Source organism: Pseudonocardia halophobica, assembly GCF_050948485.1.
GTDB classification, from domain to species: Bacteria; Actinomycetota; Actinomycetes; order Mycobacteriales; family Pseudonocardiaceae; genus Pseudonocardia; species Pseudonocardia halophobica.
Genome location: NZ_CP192046.1, coordinates 2,074,945 through 2,091,820 on the forward strand (window position 1 = coordinate 2,074,945; position 16,876 = coordinate 2,091,820).

11 protein-coding genes are annotated in these 16,876 nt (G+C 75.1%); 6 read left to right on the plus strand and 5 right to left on the minus strand.

The features are described from left to right. Window positions 1–345: 345 nt before the first annotated feature. The gene (locus ACQP04_RS09960; protein WP_433506771.1) at window positions 346–687 is read right to left on the minus strand and encodes a hypothetical protein; all 342 of its coding nucleotides are present in this window, start codon (window positions 685–687) and stop codon (window positions 346–348) included. 2,793 nt (window positions 688–3,480) lie between these two features. On the opposite strand from ACQP04_RS09960, the gene ACQP04_RS09965 reads away from it, so the two are divergent. The 6 genes from ACQP04_RS09965 to ACQP04_RS09990 all read left to right on the plus strand — a co-directional run bounded on the left by ACQP04_RS09965 (window position 3,481) and on the right by ACQP04_RS09990 (window position 11,708). Next, entirely contained in the window at window positions 3,481–4,500 is a 1,020-nt protein-coding gene (locus tag ACQP04_RS09965) for a hypothetical protein (RefSeq protein WP_433506772.1), read from the plus strand. A gap of 274 nt (window positions 4,501–4,774) precedes the next feature. Continuing rightward, window positions 4,775–9,499, plus strand: a complete 4,725-nt coding sequence (locus ACQP04_RS09970) for an NAD-glutamate dehydrogenase (RefSeq protein WP_433506773.1) — start codon at window positions 4,775–4,777, stop codon at window positions 9,497–9,499. Between the two features lie 36 nt (window positions 9,500–9,535). Then, the gene (locus ACQP04_RS09975; RefSeq protein WP_433506774.1) at window positions 9,536–9,922 is read left to right on the plus strand and encodes an STAS domain-containing protein; all 387 of its coding nucleotides are present in this window, start codon (window positions 9,536–9,538) and stop codon (window positions 9,920–9,922) included. A gap of 30 nt (window positions 9,923–9,952) precedes the next feature. Then, entirely contained in the window at window positions 9,953–10,693 is a 741-nt protein-coding gene (locus ACQP04_RS09980; RefSeq protein ID WP_433506775.1) for an alpha/beta fold hydrolase, read from the plus strand. Continuing rightward, complete coding sequence (locus ACQP04_RS09985; protein ID WP_433506776.1) at window positions 10,630–11,067, plus strand: acyl-CoA thioesterase; 438 nt, start codon at window positions 10,630–10,632, stop codon at window positions 11,065–11,067. The genes ACQP04_RS09980 and ACQP04_RS09985 overlap by 64 nt, the downstream gene beginning before the upstream one ends. Then, the gene (locus tag ACQP04_RS09990; RefSeq protein WP_358204994.1) at window positions 11,064–11,708 is read left to right on the plus strand and encodes a hypothetical protein; all 645 of its coding nucleotides are present in this window, start codon (window positions 11,064–11,066) and stop codon (window positions 11,706–11,708) included. Before ACQP04_RS09985 ends, ACQP04_RS09990 begins: the two co-directional genes overlap by 4 nt. A gap of 70 nt (window positions 11,709–11,778) precedes the next feature. Here the strand turns inward: ACQP04_RS09990 and ACQP04_RS09995 are convergent, their stop codons facing one another. From ACQP04_RS09995 to ACQP04_RS10010, 4 genes are read right to left on the minus strand one after another with little or no spacing between them, the layout of a single operon-like run. Then, window positions 11,779–13,368, minus strand: coding sequence for a glycoside hydrolase family 13 protein (locus ACQP04_RS09995; RefSeq protein WP_433506777.1), 1,590 nt, complete (start codon window positions 13,366–13,368; stop codon window positions 11,779–11,781). A 38-nt stretch (window positions 13,369–13,406) separates the two neighbouring features. After that, window positions 13,407–13,790 carry a globin gene (locus ACQP04_RS10000; protein WP_037043275.1) on the minus strand — a complete coding sequence of 128 codons (384 nt, stop codon included), beginning with the start codon at window positions 13,788–13,790 and terminating at the stop codon, window positions 13,407–13,409. Then, a complete protein-coding gene (locus ACQP04_RS10005) occupies window positions 13,787–14,776 on the minus strand; it encodes a mechanosensitive ion channel family protein (protein WP_433506778.1) in 990 nt (329 codons plus the stop codon). Before ACQP04_RS10005 ends, ACQP04_RS10000 begins: the two co-directional genes overlap by 4 nt. Continuing rightward, window positions 14,773–16,872 (minus strand): prolyl oligopeptidase family serine peptidase, encoded by a 2,100-nt coding sequence (locus ACQP04_RS10010; protein ID WP_433506779.1) that lies wholly within the window; start codon window positions 16,870–16,872, stop codon window positions 14,773–14,775. The genes ACQP04_RS10005 and ACQP04_RS10010 overlap by 4 nt, the downstream gene beginning before the upstream one ends. Window positions 16,873–16,876 lie beyond the last annotated feature (4 nt).

Consider the following 16,876-nt stretch of genomic DNA (forward strand, 5'->3'; position numbering starts at 1 on the left):
GAGGTCGCCTCGGCGTGCCGGGACAACGGCGACGTCGCGCTCGCCCGGCGGCTCGCACAGGTTGTGCTGGCACGTGCCGACGAGTCGCCGGAGTCCCGGTTCGACGCTCGGCTGGTCCTGGCGCGTTGTGGGACCGGTGATCAGCCGGGCGAGGTGAGCGGCCTCCTCGACGACGCTCGGGCGGAGGCCGCACGTCTGCTGCCCGGCCCCGCCTACGCGGCTGCCGTCGCGCTCGCGCGGGCGTCGGCCGCACGGGAGGGCGGGCGACCGGACGAGGCCGTCGACGCCGCCGCCGAAGGGCTGCGCGTACTCGGAGCCGGCGACGGAGAGACCCCCGGTCCGGTGTCACCCCATCTGGTCGACGCGCTCACGGCACAGCGGCTCGGCGCCCTGCTCGAGGCCGGACGTCGCCCGGAGGCACGCGCGCTGGCGGACGCGGTGGCCGGACGCGCGGGAACGAAGGCGACGCGGCAGGCCGCGCAGCTCCGGCTCGTCGTCGCGCAGGCGACGGCCGACGACGGCGCCGCGACCGAGCGAGCGTTGTCCGAGGCCGCCGAGTACGCGGCCGCGGTCGACAGCCCCGGGCTCGAGGGTGCGTGCCGCATCGCGCTCGGCGACCTCGCCGAGAAGCAGGGCCGGCTGGACGTCGCCCTGGCCGCGACGCGTGCCGGGCTCGAGGCGGAGCATCGCGACGCGGAGCGCGGGCGGCGGTTCCGCGAGCTGGTCGCCGCTGTTGCCGACCGGCTGATCGGCGACAGCGCTCCCGATCGAGGGCGCCGCGACGTCGTCGGGTCCGCTGCAGGTGGCAGCGCTCCGCGTGCCGACGGCCGGGGCGACGCCGGTGGTGCCGGCACGCCCGGTCGTTCCCGTGGCACGGGGGCGGGTACCGGAGCGTCCCCCAGCACCCCGCCCGGAGCCGGACGCGGAACGCGGAACGGTACGTCTCCTGCGCACCCGACCGCGAGGGTCACGGGACCGACGAGCGCGATCGACGCCCTGCTGGGCGGACTCGACGCAGGGATCCTGCCGTCCGCATGGAGCAGCTCGATCGCCGATCCGGTGGCCGAGCCGCGAGCCGCGGTGCACCGTCGCGAGACGACGGCCGGCGAGGGCGGCGGCCGTCGGCGCCGCGCTGTGGACGGGGTCGCTGACGAGCGCGAGGTGACGGCTGGGCGGCGGCGGAAGCCAGACCGCGATGCCGAGCCGACCGTCGGCACCGGCCGGACCGACGCCGACCGCGCCGACATCGGCGACCCGGGCACGCGCAGCGTTGTGCGGACCGGTGATCATGGCGCCAGGCGGCGCAACGACGCCGGCCTGGCTGCAGACGTCGGGGCGACTCGCGGCGGACAGCGCGCGGAGACCGCCGGCGGTGCAGCGTCGGCCTCCGACCGCACCCGAGGTGCAACAGCCGGCTCCGCAGGCTCGGGTCCGGGGAATCTCGACGAGGGTGTGGCCCCGACCGTCGGCCGCAGGCGCGGTGAGGGGAACGACTCCGCCGACTCGGTCGGGGGCGCGCGCCACGCGGGGGCGCACTCGGAGCCCGGTCGTCGGCGGAGTGGAGACGTTTCCGCAGCCGTGGGTCGGGGCCTCGAGGGTGTCGTCGCGGGTTCTGGTCGGCGCGGAGGCGGCAACTCTGCCGGCGCGAGCCGTGGTGGCCCTGCTGAAGGCCTGTTCCCGGCCTCCGGTCGCGCGGGCCGGGGCGGTGCCGAGGACCTCCTCCCGGCTGCCGGCGTCGGACGCCGTGCCGAGCAGGAGACCCTGCGCAGCCGTCGGGCTCGGCGGCGGGGCGAGGGCGAGGCGCCCACGAGTCCGGACGAGCGCCCGACCGATGGCGCCGGCGCGACGAGCGCAGGGCGCAGCTCGGAGGACGACGGGCGGGGGTCGGTGCTCCGCGACGACGCGGCGATGGCTACGAACGGCCGGGCCTCGGAACCGGCGCCGGGCCGTGGCCGCAGCGACAGCGGATGGAGCGCGCTGTTCGGCGGCTCGGCCGACTCGCCGAGCACGTCGACCGACGCCGAGGGTGAGTCCGAGCGCGCACACGAGCCACCCACGAAGACTCGGCGGCGGACCACGGCGACCGCGGTACCGATCGACGACGTGGACCAGCGCCGGACGGCGTCCTACGGGGCGCTGCTCGGGGACGCGTTGATCTCGGAGCTGCGGGCCTCGGGTCAGTGGAGCGACGACGGTCGGTCTCGTTCCTGGCCCCGTCCGCGGCCCGATGACGACCTGCCCGGCGTCGTCAGCGGTGGCAGTGGTGGCAGCGGTGGGTCGGACGAGGAATCCGGGCGCATCGTGCTGGACGAGGGCGTTGCGCGGACGACCGCGGGGCCGCGCCGGGAAGGCGACGATTCGCAGCCGCGGGGCGAGGCGGGTGACGAGCCGGGCGGCTCGGCTGGACGTCGTGGCCGGATCAGTGACGAGCTCTCCAGCGGGAGCATGGAGGGGGCGAGACGTGGCCTCGCCGCCGCCAGCCCGAGCGAGGTCGAGCGTCCCGGTCACGAAGGCGCCCAGGAGCCGAGCGCGGGAACCGAGGTGCAGAGTGCTGAGAGCTCGGCCAGGTCTCGTGCGCATGTCGAGGACGTGTGGCGCAGCGACGTCCACGGGGCGCGGGCGGCGGACGGCGAGCGGTCCCGGTCGCGTCGCTCGGCCGATCGGCTCTCCGCGGACGGACAGCCTGCCGCGCGTCTGGTGGCGGACCTGCTCGCTGCTTCCGAGGGCGGAGGTCGCGCTGGTCGGCGCCGGGCGCGCGAGGCTGCCGAGGCGCAGTCCGACCGCACGGCGTCGACCGCGCCGGCACGAGACGGTGAGCCGGTTGCCCAGCGGCGCGGTGCCGCGGGGGTGGGCCTCGGTGCGCTGGGCGGTGCGAGCGAGGTGGGCCGGGCTGGCGGGCGCCGTACCCGGGCGGATGAGCCGAGCAACGCCGATGAGCTGAGCAACGCCGATGAGCCGAGCAAGGCCGGTGAGCTGGGCCGCGTCGGTGCGCTTGGTCGCGGCGACGAACCGGGTCGGGCCGAGGAGCTGGGTCACGTCGAGGAGCTGGGCCGTGGTGCGCTGAGTGGTGCGGGCGAGCTGGGTCGGGAACGCGGACGCCGGGCCCGGGAGCGCGCCGATGGGCTGGGCGTCAGTCCGCTGAGCGCTGCAAGCGAGCAGGGGCGGGATGGTGGGCGCCGTGCTCGCACCGACGAGCTGGGTCGCGCGGCTGAGCTGTGGCGCGGAGGTGAGTCGGGGCGCGGAGCTGTGGCGAGCCGGCGAGCTGTGTCGGGCCGGGCAGCCGAATCCGGCCGCGACACTGAGCCAAGCCAGGGAGCCGAGTCCGGCCGCGGAGTTGTTTCGGGTCGGGGACGTGAGTCGGGGCGCGGAGGTGAGTCGAGTCGCGCCGGGGAGTCGAGCCCTGCGAGCGAGGCGAGCGGTGCCGAGCGGACCCGGGGCGATCAGCTGGGGCGTGCCGGAGTGTCCGGACCTCAGGACGTGGTGAGCACGGGCACGCCGGGGGACGGTGCGCTGTCGGCACTCGACCGGACGTCGGCGCGGGCGGGTGAGCCGGCGTCGGCGGGGGCCGAGCCGTCGGCCGCGGCGCAGGCGGCGGACGACTGGTTGCGCTCGGCGATCGCGGAGCTGGACCGGGTGTGGGGCAAGCCGGACGCGCTGTCGGGGGCCCTGCCTGTCGATCGGAGCGGGCCCGCCGGGAGCGACAGTGATGCGGTGGGCACGTCCGTGGTGCTCGACCTCGTGGACGGGGACCGGCGGATCGGGTCGCCGGATGCCGAGCGGGTGCTACGGGGGCTCACCGACCGGATGCGGGTGCACCTGCCGAGCCGCGGTCGCCTGCGCAGCGAGGACCCCAGCACCCTGCGCGTCGATCTGCCGGGGCGTGACCGGAGCGAGACCGCGGCGTGGCTGCACCCGGTGATGCGGGACCTGGCCGCGAGCGTCGACGGTGGGGCGGAGCTCCGGGGCGCGCGGTTGCGGGGCACCGTGCACGGGACGGACGGCGTCACCGGGGTCCAGCTCATCCAGGACCTGGAGCCGCCGCCCGCGGGTCGGTCGTCGAGCGGGCGCACGAGTGTGGCTGCGTTCCGGATGGAGGACCTGGCGATCCGCCCCGGGAGCGGCGGCCGTCGGCACCGGCGGGCGGCCGGATCCGCCGGCGCCGAGGGCACGGCGGACGACGAGGGCGACCCGGCCGGTTCGACGACGGCGGCAACACCTGCCGCCGGCTCGACGCCACCGGCACCTGCCGCCGACGCCGGATCGACCGGAGCGACGGCCGTCGCACGGGACGATCGTCCGGCCGGCCAGGACGGCCACCGGACTGACGGCACCGGTGACCCCGATGCCACGGCGACCGACTCCGCGACGAACGCCGACGCTCCGAGCGAGTCCGGCGACGGCACCGGACCGGGTGGCGCAGTGGCGAAGGAGACGCCCACCGAGTCCCTGGGCCTCGGGGACCTCCTCGCGGGCGCGATGGCGGCGTACCGCGGACTCTGACGGACTCTGACGGACTCCACGCCGAGCTGGTCCGCCTGGGGCCGACACCGCCCGGGCGACACCGGCCGGGGCCGGCACCGGCCGGGCCGACGGGACGGCCGGCAACGCCAACCGGCCGCGGTGGAGCGAACGAGGACCACCGTCACCACCTACCGCCACCAGGCGCTTCCCCTGGGTGACCGGATCGCGCTCGGGTCGGCGCCGCGATCAGCCGATCGGGGGCTAGGGTGGACGCCGCCCCGAGCAACCCTCGCAAGACCCGGAGTCGCCGAGAATGAGCCGGACCCGTGAGCACACCACCGCCGCGGAGCCGGCCGACGCGGAGCTGGACGGCCTGACCGCCCTCTACGCCCGGCACGCGCCCGCGGACGGGGCGCCCGCCCATGCCGACAGCCCGGAGCTGCCCCGGCTCGGCGAGGTCGCGGCCGAGCAGCTGTCCCTGGCCGCCCGCCGCCTGGTCGGCGAGCCGCTGGTCCAGGTGGACGGGACCGCCGTCCGGATCGTCACCGACGACATGCCCTACCTCGTCGGCTCGACCCTGGTCGCGGTGTCGCGCGCCGGGGCGGAGATGCGGCGGTTGCTGCACCCGATCGTCGTCGTGCGGCGGGACGTGGCGGGGCAGCTGCAGGAGGTCCTGCCCGACGCCGACCCCGCCGACCCGCCCCGCGGCACGTTCGCCGAGTCCTGGATCCGCCTGGACCTCAACGCCGCTGTCGATCCCACCGCCCTCACCGAGGAGCTGCGCAACGCGCTGCACGACGTCCGCGAGACCGTCGAGGACGGCGACCGGATGGAACGCCGGATCCGCACCCTCGCCGACGAGCTGCTCGCCGAGGAACTCGTGCCCCGCGGCGTCCGCACCGACCGCGGCTCCGAGCGCCACGAGACCGCCCAGTTCCTCCGCTGGCTCGCCGACGGCCACTTCACCTTCCTCGGCTACCGCCACTACCGGATCGACGGCGAGCGGCTGCGGCCCGAGCTCGCGTCGGGCCTGGGTGTCCTGCGCCGGGACACGCTCGACAACGGTGCGTTCGTCCCGGACGGCGGCGGGGCGGACCGGGCCGAGGAGCTGCTGATCCTCACCCGCGCCGGCGTGCGCAGCCGGGTGCTGCGCCCCGCGCACCCGTACTACGTGGGCCTGCGCACCTTCGACCAGCACGGCGCGCCCACCGGCGAGCACCGCTTCCTCGGCATGCTCACGGTCCCGGGGATGTACGAGAGCGTGCTGGACATCCCGGTCATCGCGCGGCGGGTGCGCCGGGCGATCCGGCGGGCGGGCTTCCCGCAGGAGTCGTACTCGGGGCAGCAGATGCTCGAGGTGATCTCCGGACTGCCGCGCGAGGAGCTGTTCAGCGCGACCACGGCGTACCTGCACGACGTCGGGGTCGGCGTCCTCGGGCTGGCCGGCCGCCGCGCGGTGCGGGTGTTCCTGCGCCGGGACCCGCACCACCGGTTCGTCTCGTGCCTGGTCTACGTGCCGCGCGACCGGTACACCACGACGAGCCGGCTGGCGATGGCCGAGGTCCTGCGCGACCGGCTGCGCGGCGGCACCGTCGACTACACCGCGCGCGTCACCGAGGCCCCGTACGCGCAGGTGCACTTCATGGTGCAGACCGACCCCGCACAGGCGCCGGTCGACCCGGACGCGCAGGAGCTCACCGACGCCCTCACCGAGGCGGTCCGGACCTGGGACGACCGGCTCGTCGACCGGCTCGGCGCCCCGGCCACGGCGGCCACGGTGCCCGGTCTGCTCGCCGGCATCCCGGACTCCTACAAGGCCGGCACCCGGCCCGAGCGCGCGGTGGAGGACCTGAAGCGGATCCTGGCGCTGCCCGAGGGCGGGTTCGACGTCCGGCTGCACCACGAGAACGGCGAGCGCCGGCTGGCGATCTATCTGGACGCGCCGGTGTCGCTGACCCGGATCCTGCCGGTGCTGCAGCACCTGGGCGTGGAGGTCGTCGACGAGCACCCGTCGGAGTTCGTCCGGCCCGACGGCCGCCGCTGCTGGCTCTACGACTTCGGGCTGCGCCTCGACCCCGTCGACTTCGCCGACACCGACCTCGCGGGCCGGGACGAGGCCGCGCTGGACCGGGACTTCTGCGCCGCCTTCCGCGCGACCTGGGGCGGCGACGCCGAGGCCGACCGGTTCTCCGCGCTGGTGCTGCACGCCGGCCTGCACTGGCGGGAGGCGGCGCTGCTGCGTGCCTACGCCCGCTACTCCCGGCAGGTCGGCAGCACCTTCGGGGTGCAGTACATGGCGGACACGCTGCTGGCCCAGCCCGCCGTCGCGCGCGGGCTGGTGAAGCTGTTCCGGGCCCGGTTCGACCCGGCCGAGGAGAACCGGTCGAAGGTCACCGAGGAGGCGCTGACCGAGGTCACCACGCTGATCGACCAGGTCACCGGGCTGGACGCGGACCGGATCCTGCGCGGCTTCCTGGCGACGATCGTCGCGACGTTGCGCACGAACTGGTTCCGCGACCGTACGTTCACCTCGTTCAAGATCGACCCGGCCGCGGTGCCGGACATGCCCGCGCCGCGGCCGCGCTTCGAGATCTTCGTGTACTCGCCGCGGATGGAGGGCGTCCACCTGCGGTTCGGACCGGTCGCCCGCGGCGGGCTGCGCTGGTCCGACCGTCCCCAGGACTTCCGCACCGAGATCCTCGGCCTGGTCAAGGCCCAGATGGTGAAGAACGCCGTGATCGTGCCGGTCGGCGCGAAGGGCGGGTTCGTGGTCCGCGCCCTGCGGCCGGACCCGGCCGAGGTCGAGGCCTGCTACCGGATCTTCATCTCCGGGCTGCTCGACGTCACCGACAACCTGGTGCGGGGCGAGACCGTCCCGCCGCCGGACGTGGTGCGTCACGACGGCGACGACTCCTACCTGGTCGTCGCCGCGGACAAGGGCACCGCCCGGTTCTCCGACGTGGCCAACGAGGTCGCCGCGAGCTACGACTTCTGGCTCGGCGACGCGTTCGCCTCCGGCGGCTCGGTCGGCTACGACCACAAGGCCATGGGCATCACCGCCCGCGGCGCGTGGGAGAGCGTCAAGCGGCACTTCTCGGAGCTCGGCGTCGACACCCAGACCCAGGACTTCACGGTCGTCGGCGTCGGGGACATGTCCGGCGACGTGTTCGGCAACGGGATGCTGCTCTCCGAGCACATCCGGCTGGTGGCGGCCTTCGACCACCGGCACGTGTTCGTCGACCCGACGCCGGACGCCGCCCGCGGGTTCGCCGAGCGGAGCCGGCTGTTCGCGCTGCCCCGCAGCTCGTGGGACGACTACGACCGCGCCGCCATCAGCCCCGGCGGCGGGGTCTGGCCGCGCACGGCCAAGGCGGTGCCGGTCGGCCCGGAGATGCGGGAGGCGCTGGGCCTGTCCGAGCACGTGGTGAAGCTGAGCCCGCCCGAGCTGATCCGGGCGATCCTGCTCGCCCCGGCCGACCTGCTGTGGAACGGCGGCATCGGCACCTACGTCAAGGCCTCCACCGAGGCGCACGCCGAGGCCGGGGACAAGGCCAACGACGTCATCCGGGTCGACGGCCGGGAGCTGCGGGTCAAGGTCGTCGGCGAGGGCGGCAACCTCGGCCTGACCCAGCGCGGCCGGATCGAGTTCGCCCGCCACGGCGGGCGGATCAACACCGACGCGATCGACAACTCGGCAGGCGTGGACTGCTCCGACCACGAGGTCAACATCAAGATCCTGCTCGACCGGCTGGTCACGGTCGGCGAGCTGGACCGCCCGGGGCGCAATGCCCTGCTCGCCGAGATGACCGACGAGGTCGCCTCGCTGGTCCTGGCCGACAACACCGACCAGAACGCCGTCCTCGGCGTCGCCCGGGCGCACTCCGGCGAGATGGCCAACGTGCACTCCCGGGTCGTCGCGGACCTGGAGGAACGCACCGGGCTGGACCGGGGGTTGGAGGTGCTGCCGACCCCGGCGGGGTTCAAGGCCCTCGAACGGTCCGGGGACGGCCTGACCGGGCCGGAGCTGTCGACCCTGCTCGCACACGTCAAGCTCGACCTCACCCGCCGGCTGCTCGACAGCGACCTCCTCGAGGGGGCCGCGTTCGCACCCCGGCTGCCGGAGTACTTCCCGCACCCGCTGCGCGAGCGGTTCCCCGACGCGATCCGCCGCCACCCGCTGCACCGCGAGATCCTCTGCACGCTGCTGGTCAACGAGATGGTCGACGGCGCCGGGATCACCTTCGCCTTCCGGATCGGCGAGGAGACCGCCGCCGCCCCGTCCGACGCCGTCCGCGCCTACGCGGTGGTGACCGGCGTGTACGCGCTGCGGACGCACTGGCGGCAGATCCGCGCCGCCGGGCTGCCCGTCGAGGTCGCCGACCGGCTGATCCTGGAGTCCCGCCGACTGCTGGACAGGGCGTCGCGCTGGTTCCTCGCCAACCGCCCCCAGCCCCTGGCCGTCGGGGCCGAGGCCGCCCGCTTCGCCGGGCAGGTACGCACGTTGTGGCGCCGCCTCCCGGACTTCCTCGTGGGCCGGGAGAAGGAGGCCGTGCAGAACCGGACCGCCGCGCTGCTCGACGAGGGCGTGCCGGACCGGCTGGCCCGGCGCGCGGCGACGGCGGTGCACGGCTTCGGGCTGCTCGACGTCGTCGAGCTGATCGAGCTGTCCGAGCGCGACGGCGAACCGCGGGACCCGGAGGAGGTCGCGCGCACGTACTTCGCGCTCAGCGACCACCTCGGCGTCGACGTGGCGCTGACCTCGGTCAGTGCGCTGCCGCGCGGCGACCGCTGGCACCAGCTCGCCCGGCTCGCGCTGCGGGACGACCTCTACGGGTCGCTGCGCTCGATCACCCTCGACGCGCTGCGCGAGGCCGCACCGGGCACGCCGGTGCCGGAGACGATCGCGCAGTGGGAGCGGGCGAACGCGTCCCGGCTCGTCCGCGCGCGGGCGGCGCTGCAGGAGATCGCCGGCGCCGGGCAGCTCGACCTGGCCACGCTCTCCGTCGTCTCCCGGCAGTTGCGGGGCCTCGCGCGGTAGCGTGACGGGGCGACACCCGCAGCGGAGGAGGCCCTCGTGGACGACCGCGACCCGAAGGTGGTCGCCCTGCCGTCGTTGCGCGAGTACCCGCCCGGGACGCCGCTGGAGATGCGGGCCGTGCGGCCGGTCCCGTGGCTCGCGCTGTTGCTGATGGCGGGCGAGATCGACCTGACGAACTGCTTCGAGATGGGTTCCTGGGTCGAGTCGCACGCGGCCGGCCGGGTCGTGGTGGACCTGACCTGCGTGGAGCTGCTGGCCGCCTGTGGCGCCCGCCGCCTCGCCGAGGCCCAGGAGACGTTCCGGCGCCGGGGGAGCGAGATGCGGGTCGTGGTGTCCGGCGACCCGCTGCAGGAGCAGCTCCTGCGGGTGGCCGGCAGCTTCGACCTCCACGGCTCCGTCGCGTCGGCCTGCCGGGAGCGATGAGTTCCGGCCGCCCGGCCGGTCCACCCCCACGTGACGACGTTCCTGCTGCTGCCCGGCGCGGGCGGCGAGGCCTGGTACTGGCACCGGGTCGTCCCGGAGCTGACGGCCCGCGGCCACGAGCCCGTCCCCGTCGACCTGCCCGCCGACGACGAGTCCGTGGGCTGGGCGGAGTACACCGCCCTCGCCCTGGAGGCCCTCGGCGGCCGGCCCGACCCGGTCGTCGTCGCGCAGTCGATGGGCGCCTTCACCGGCGCCCTGGTCTGTGCGGCGACGAAGGCCCGGCGGCTCGTGCTGGTGAACCCGATGATCCCGGCGCCGGGGGAGAGCGCCGGGCACTGGTGGGAAGCGACCCGGCAGGCCGAGGCCCGGGCCGAGGCGGGGTTCGACGGGTTCGACCTCGAGCGGGACTTCCTGCACGACATGCCCGACGACCTGCGCGCCGAGCTGCGGCGGGGCGGCCGGAACCAGTCGGAGCGCTCGTTCGCCGAGCCGTACCCGCTCGAGGCGTGGCCGGAGGTCCCGACCACGGTGCTGGCCGGCGCCGACGACCGCCTGTTCCCCCTGGCCTTCCAACGGCGGGTGGCCCGCGAGCGGCTCGGGCTCGACGTCGCCGCGGTGCCGGGCGGGCACCTCAACGCCCTGTCCCGGCCGGTGGAGGTGGCGGAGGCACTGGTCGCGGCAGTCCGAGCGGGTGAGAGGGTGGGCGCGTGGCCCGCTACGTCGCCCAGGTCCCGCTGCGCTGGACCGACCAGGACTCCTACCGGCACCTGAACCACGCCCGGGCGGTCACGCTCCTCGAGGAGGCGCGCATCGACCTGATGTTCACCGCGGCCGCCGCGGAGGGCGTCGACACCTTCGCCGCCGGGCTGCTGGTGGCCGGGCTGGGCGTGGAGTACCGCCGGCAGATCCCGTACCGGGCGCACGACCTGCGGGTCGAGATGACCGTGCGGGACGTGCGGGCCGCGTCGTTCACGATCGACTACGTCATGCGCGCGGGCCCGGCGGAGTCCGATCCCGTCGCGATCGAGGCCGAGACCCGGATGGCGCTGTTCGACCTGAGCGGGCAGCGGCCGCGCCGGCTCACGGCCGAGGAGAAGGCGTTCCTGCTGCGCTGGGCCCCCGAGGCGAGCGAGGCGGTGTCGTGAGCCTCCGGTTCGCCGACCCGTCCGAGCGTGCGGACCTGGGCGCCTTCACCGCCCGGCTGGTCCGCCTCGACGAGTCCGCGCCGGTGCGGCTGCGGTCCGCACGCGGCCGGGTGACGGCCTGGGCCCCGACCCCGTTCGAGGCGCTCGCCACCCGCTCGGTCGCCGCGGAGATGGAGCCGGAGGACGTCACCCTCCAGGGATCCGCCCTGCTCACCGCGCTGGCCGTGGACCGGTCCGAGGAGGTGGACCTCGGCGGCGCCGCCGGGTTCTGGACGGGCACGCTGCCGCCGGACGAGGGCTGGACGCGGCTCGAGGACGTCCCCGCGCGGGAGCTGGAGGCGCTGACCGAGCGGGGGCTGGCCCTGGCCCGGGAGCACGGCGGGCCGATGGGCCCGCCGGCCTCGCTGCTCGACCAGACCGTGCTCACGGTCTCCGGCGACGTCCCGGGCACGGTCTCGGTGCCGATGCGGGCGCTGTTCGCCCTGTCCGGCATGGGCTTCCTCGGCGGCGCCGACACCGGGGCGGGCGAGGGGCCGGAGCCGATCGTGCGGGTCTCCGCGACGGGCTCGTGGATGCGGCTCGACGCCCGCTTCGGCGCCGTCGTCCGGCGGCGGATCACCACGCTGCCCCTGCTGACCTGACAGCATTTCCGCAGCTCAAATGGGGTCGTGAGGGCGGACTGCCGCTCCAGGGGCAGTGGGCACTCACGGGTCAGGCGAGCCAGGCGGCCGTGTCCGGAGGGAGCTCGCCGCAGTCCGTGAGCGGGGCGCTGGTGAGCAGGACGTCGCCGGGCGGGAGCGGGACGGCCCGGTCGCCGGCGTTGAGTGCGCAGACCAGGGTGGAGCCGGTGCGGCGGAAGGCGAGGCAACCCGCCGGTGCCCCGAACCACTCGACCTGGTCGCCGTGGAACGCGGGATGGCGGCGGCGCAGCTCGAGGGCGTGCCGGTAGAGCGACAGTGTGGAGTCCGGGTCCTCGAGCTGGTCGGCGGCGGTGAGCGCCCCGAACTCCTCGGGCATCGGGAGCCACGGCGTGCCGGTGGTGAAGCCGAAGCCGGGGCCCTCGCCCTCCCACGGGAGCGGCACCCGGGCGCCGTCGCGGCCGGGGTCGGTGTGCCCGGAAAGCTCCCAGGTCGGGTCCTGCCGCGCCTCCGCGGGCAGCTCGACATCGGGCAGGCCGAGCTCGTCGCCGTGGTAGAGGTACGCCGTCCCGGGCAGGGCCAGCGCGACCAGCGCCATCGCCCGCGCCCGGGCGGGGCCGTCCGCGCCCTCCCCGTAGCGGGTCGCGGGGCGGACGAGGTCGTGGTTCGACAGGCTCCACACCGCGGGCGCACCGGCAGACCCCGCGGCCGCGAGCGTGCGGTCGATCGCCTCGCGCACCGCGACCGCGTCGTAGGCCGCGTCCCGCAGCGCGGAGTGGAAGGCGAGGTGCAGCTCGTCCCGGCGGACATAGCCGGCCCAGCGGGCGTCGTCGCGCACCGCGCCGACCTCGCCGACGGCCATGCGGTCCGGGTAGTGGTCGAGCACGGCCCGGATCAGCCGGTGCACGTCGTGCACCGGGTCCTGGTCGAACCGCGGGTCGACGAGCTCGTCGGACACCGGGGTCCAGCCCGGCTGCCGGCGGTCGTCCGGCAGCCCGGCGGCCTTCGCCATGCCGTGCGCGACGTCGATCCGCAACCCGTCGACGCCCCGGTCGCACCAGAACCGCAGCGTCTTCTCCAGGTCCGCCCAGACCTCGGGGTTCTCCCAGTTGAGATCCGGCTGGCCGGGGGCGAACAGGTGCAGGTACCACTCGTCCGGCCGGCTCGTGCCGTCCTCGTCCGTCCCGGTGAGCCGGGTCCAGGCCGGCCCGCCGAACACGCTCTGCCAGTTGTTCGGCGGCTGCTCGCCGCGCTCGCCCCGGCCGGGACGGAAGTGGTAGCGGGCCCGCTCGGGACTCCCGGGCGCCGAGGACACCGCGGCCCGGAACCACTCGTGCTGGTCCGAGGTGTGGTTGGGCACCACGTCGACGAGCACGCGCAGGCCGTGCGCGTGCGCGTCGGTGATCAGCCCGTCGAGGTCGTCGAGCGTGCCGAACAGCGGGTCGACCTCGCGCGGGTCGGTCACGTCGTAGCCGTGGTCGAGGCCCGGCGACGGGTTGACGGGGCTCAGCCAGAGGGCGTCGACGCCGAGGAGCTCGAGGTACCCGAGCCGGCTGCGGACGCCCGCGAGGTCGCCGACCCCGTCACCGTCCGAGTCGGCGAAGCTGCGGACGTAGACCTGGTAGACGACGGCTTCCGCCCACCACTGCCCGTCGCGCCGCACAGGACGTCATCATGCCAAACGCGGCGGCCGGTCCCTACCTAGAAGCCGGAGTTGACCATGCTCGCCGCGGCGTACTCCAGGTACTGCCAGAGCTGGGCGCGGTGGGCCTCGTCGAGGTCGGACTCGTCGACGGCCACGCGCATGCAGCGCAGCCACGCGTCCCGCTCGATCGGGCCGATGGTGAACGGGAAGTGCCGCATCCGCAGGCGCGGGTGCCCGCGCTGCTCGGAGTAGGTGCGGGGGCCGCCCCAGTACTGCTCGAGGAACATCCGCAGCCGGTCCTCGGCCGGGCCCAGGTCCTCCTCGGGGTACAGCGGGCGGAGGATCTCGTCCTCGGCGACCTGTTCGTAGAAGCGGTGGACGATCTGGTGGAAGACCTTGTCGCCCCCCACCTCCGCGTAGAAGTTCTGTGGTGCGGTCACGTGCCCAGTCTCCCCCCGAGGCCGAGCGGCACGGGCCGGGGGACACCCTCGTCGTCGAACGCGTCCGTGATGGCGGCGTTGAGCGCGCGCTGCACGGCCCACTGCTTGCCCGGGTTGACCTTGACGGTGAGCCGCAGCGTGGCGCCCTCCGCGGTCACCTTCTCGACGCCGAGGACCTCCGGGTCCTCCAGCACGTCCTCGGCGATGTCCTCCTGCCCGACGCGCTCGGCGGCGACCCGCCCGGCCAGCTCGGAGACCTCCGCCATGTCCGCGGAGTGGGCGAGCGGCAGGTCGACCACGGCCACGGCGTACCCCTGGCTCTTGTTGCCCACGCGCAGGATCTCGCCGTTGCGGACGTACCAGACGGTGCCCTGCACGTCCCGGATCGTGGTGATGCGCAGGCCGACCGCCTCGACCGTGCCGCTGGCCTCGCCGAGGTCGACGATGTCGCCCACGCCGTACTGGTCCTCGAGCAGCATGAACATGCCGGACAGGAAGTCCCGCACCAGGTTCTGCGCGCCGAAACCGACGGCGACGCCGACGATCCCGGCCGACGCCAGGATGGGCCCGAGCGCCACGCCGAACTCGGCGAGGATCATCACCGCCGCGATCAGCAGGATCACCGCGGAGGTGATCGAGCGCAGCACCGAGCCGATGGTCCGGGTGCGCTGGATGCGCCGCTGTGAGATGAGCGGGGTGGTGCGGATCCGCCTGGGCGCGCGGCCGAGCACCTTGGAGAGGCCGCCGTTCGACGCGCCCTCCACCACACGCGTGATCGCGCGGTGCAGCAGGTGCCGCGCCACGAACGCGACCACGATGATCAGCACGATCTTGATCGTGCCGTTGACCACGACGTCGGCCGAGCTGGCCAGGAAGTCGTTGTTGGTCCACTCGTAGAAGCGGGCGCACCAGCTCCCGGCCTGCGCGGCGCAGGCGGGCGGCTCGGCGAGGGGCAGGGCGTCGACGGCGTCCTGCAGAGGGGTCACGTCAGCTCCAGACCGGTGTGGAAGGCCAGGAAGGCCAGGGTGTCCACGGACAGCGCGACGGTGCGCGAGATCGAGCGCGCCCCGTGCCCGACGTCGGTCTCGCGCCGGAGCAGGACGGGGCGCCCGAGCAGGTCACCGGTGGTGGCGTGCTGCAGCGCGGCGCACATCTTGCGGGCGTGCAGCGGGTCCACGCGGGTGTCCGACTCGAAGACGGTGAAGAGGGTCGCCGGGTACGCCACGCCCTCGCGGACATGGTGGTACGGCGAGTAGGAGAGCAGCCAGCCGAGCTGCTCGGGGTCGTCGGCGGTGCCGTACTCGTCGTTCCACGTGCGGCCCAGGGAGAACAGCTCGTAGCGGACCATGTCCAGCAGCGGCGCCGAGCAGACGACGGCGGCGTACAGGTCCGGGCGCTGGGTCAGCGCGGCCCCGACGAGCAGTCCGCCGTTCGAGCCGCCCTGGATGCCGAGCTGCACGGGCGTGGTGGTGCCCGCGGCGACGAGGGCCTCGCCGGCCGCGTGGAAGTCGTCGAACACGTTCTGCTTGTTCGCGCGGTTGCCGGCGAGGTGCCAGGCCTCGCCCTCCTCGCTGCCGCCGCGCAGCCCGACGAGCGCGTACGCCCCGCCCGAGGTGACCCACGCCAGCGCCGACGACGTGTACGCCGGCTCGCGGGCGATCGAGAAGCCGCCGTAGCCGGTCATCAGGACCGGCCACGGACCGTCCCCCTCGTCCGGGGTGACCACGAACATCCGGACGGTGGTGCCGTCCTTGGAGGTGAACTCGCGCAGCTCGGAGCGCACGACGGGCAGCTCGACCTGGCCGGGCGCGGTGGCCTCGAGGACCGTGGTGCCCCGCTCGTACCGGTGCACCTGCGGCGGCGTGACGAGGTCGGTCCAGCCGATCCAGACCTGTCCGTAGCGGTCCGGGGTGTCCCGGTCGGCGACCGTGAGACCGGTGAGCGAGCCGGTGCCGGGCAGCGGGATCTCCCCGGCCGGGGCGCCGTCGACGGCGTGCAGGGCCAGCTCGGCGACCGCGTGCCGGGCGCGGGCGAGGACGAGCCGCGGCACGTCGTCGGTGCCCGGGGCGGGCTCGAGCCAGCGGACGGCCTGCAGCACCGAGCCGGGGTCCTCGGGGACCAGGTCGTGCCAGTGCTCGCGCTGCGGCGTGGCGGGGTCGGTGACGGCGAGCCGCCAGCGCGGCGCCCCGTCCGTGGTGTGGATGTAGAGGCGGCCGTCGCGCTCGACCCAGCAGGTGGCCTGGACGTCGTCCGCCTGGGAGAGGATCGGGACGAGCTCCGGGGTCTTGCCGTCGCCCAGCTCGGTGATCCACACGCTGTCGCGGCGAGCGGTCCCGACGTTGGCGGTCACGACCAGCCAGCGGCCGTCGCGGGACACGCGGACGCCGTAGTAGGTGTGGTCCTCGTACAGGCCCGGGCCGGTGACCAGCTCGTCCTCGGTGTCCGGGGTGCCGACGCGGTGCCGCCAGACGCGGCGGTGGAAGTCCTCCTCACCGTCCTCGACCTCGCCGGGGGCGACCTTGCGCACGTAGACGAACTCGGCGCCACCGGGCAGCCATGCCACCGACGAGTAGCGGCAGCGGTCGATGGGGCCCTCGACGACCTCGCCGGTCGCGACGTCGAGCAGGTAGAGGACGGACTGCTCGTCGCCGCCGTGCGAGACCTGGTAGGCGATCCGCTTGCCCTCCAGGTCCGGCACCCACGTGTCGAGCGTGGTCAGGCCGGTCGGGTCGAGGGCGATGGGGTCGAGCAGGGCCCGCTCGCTCCCGTCGGGCTCCCGGACGTGGACCACGGCGTGCTCCTGGCCCGGCTCGCGGCGGGAGAAGAACGCCCGCCCGGCCCGCCAGAGCGGCACCGAGATCGAGCCGGCGGAGAGCAGATCGCGCAGCCGCGCCTCGAGGACCTCGCGACCGGGCAGGGCGTCGAGCCGGCCGCGGGCGAGCTCGTCCTGGGCCGCCGACCACTCGCGGGTCCGGGGGTCCTCCGGATCCTCGAGCCAGCGGTACGGATCGGCGACCGGGCGCCCGTGGAGCTTCTCGACGAGAGCGAGGCGGGGCGCCACGGGATAGGGCGGCGTGCTCACACGA

Excerpts from the sequence above, each read along its gene's own strand:
- ACQP04_RS09960 (WP_433506771.1), bottom strand. The coding sequence starts at position 687 with ATGCTCCGCCTCGAGCCCGGCACGCGTCGCGGCCAGGGCGACGTCCAG.
- ACQP04_RS09970 (WP_433506773.1), top strand. The coding sequence starts at position 4,775 with ATGAGCCGGACCCGTGAGCACACCACCGCCGCGGAGCCGGCCGACGCG.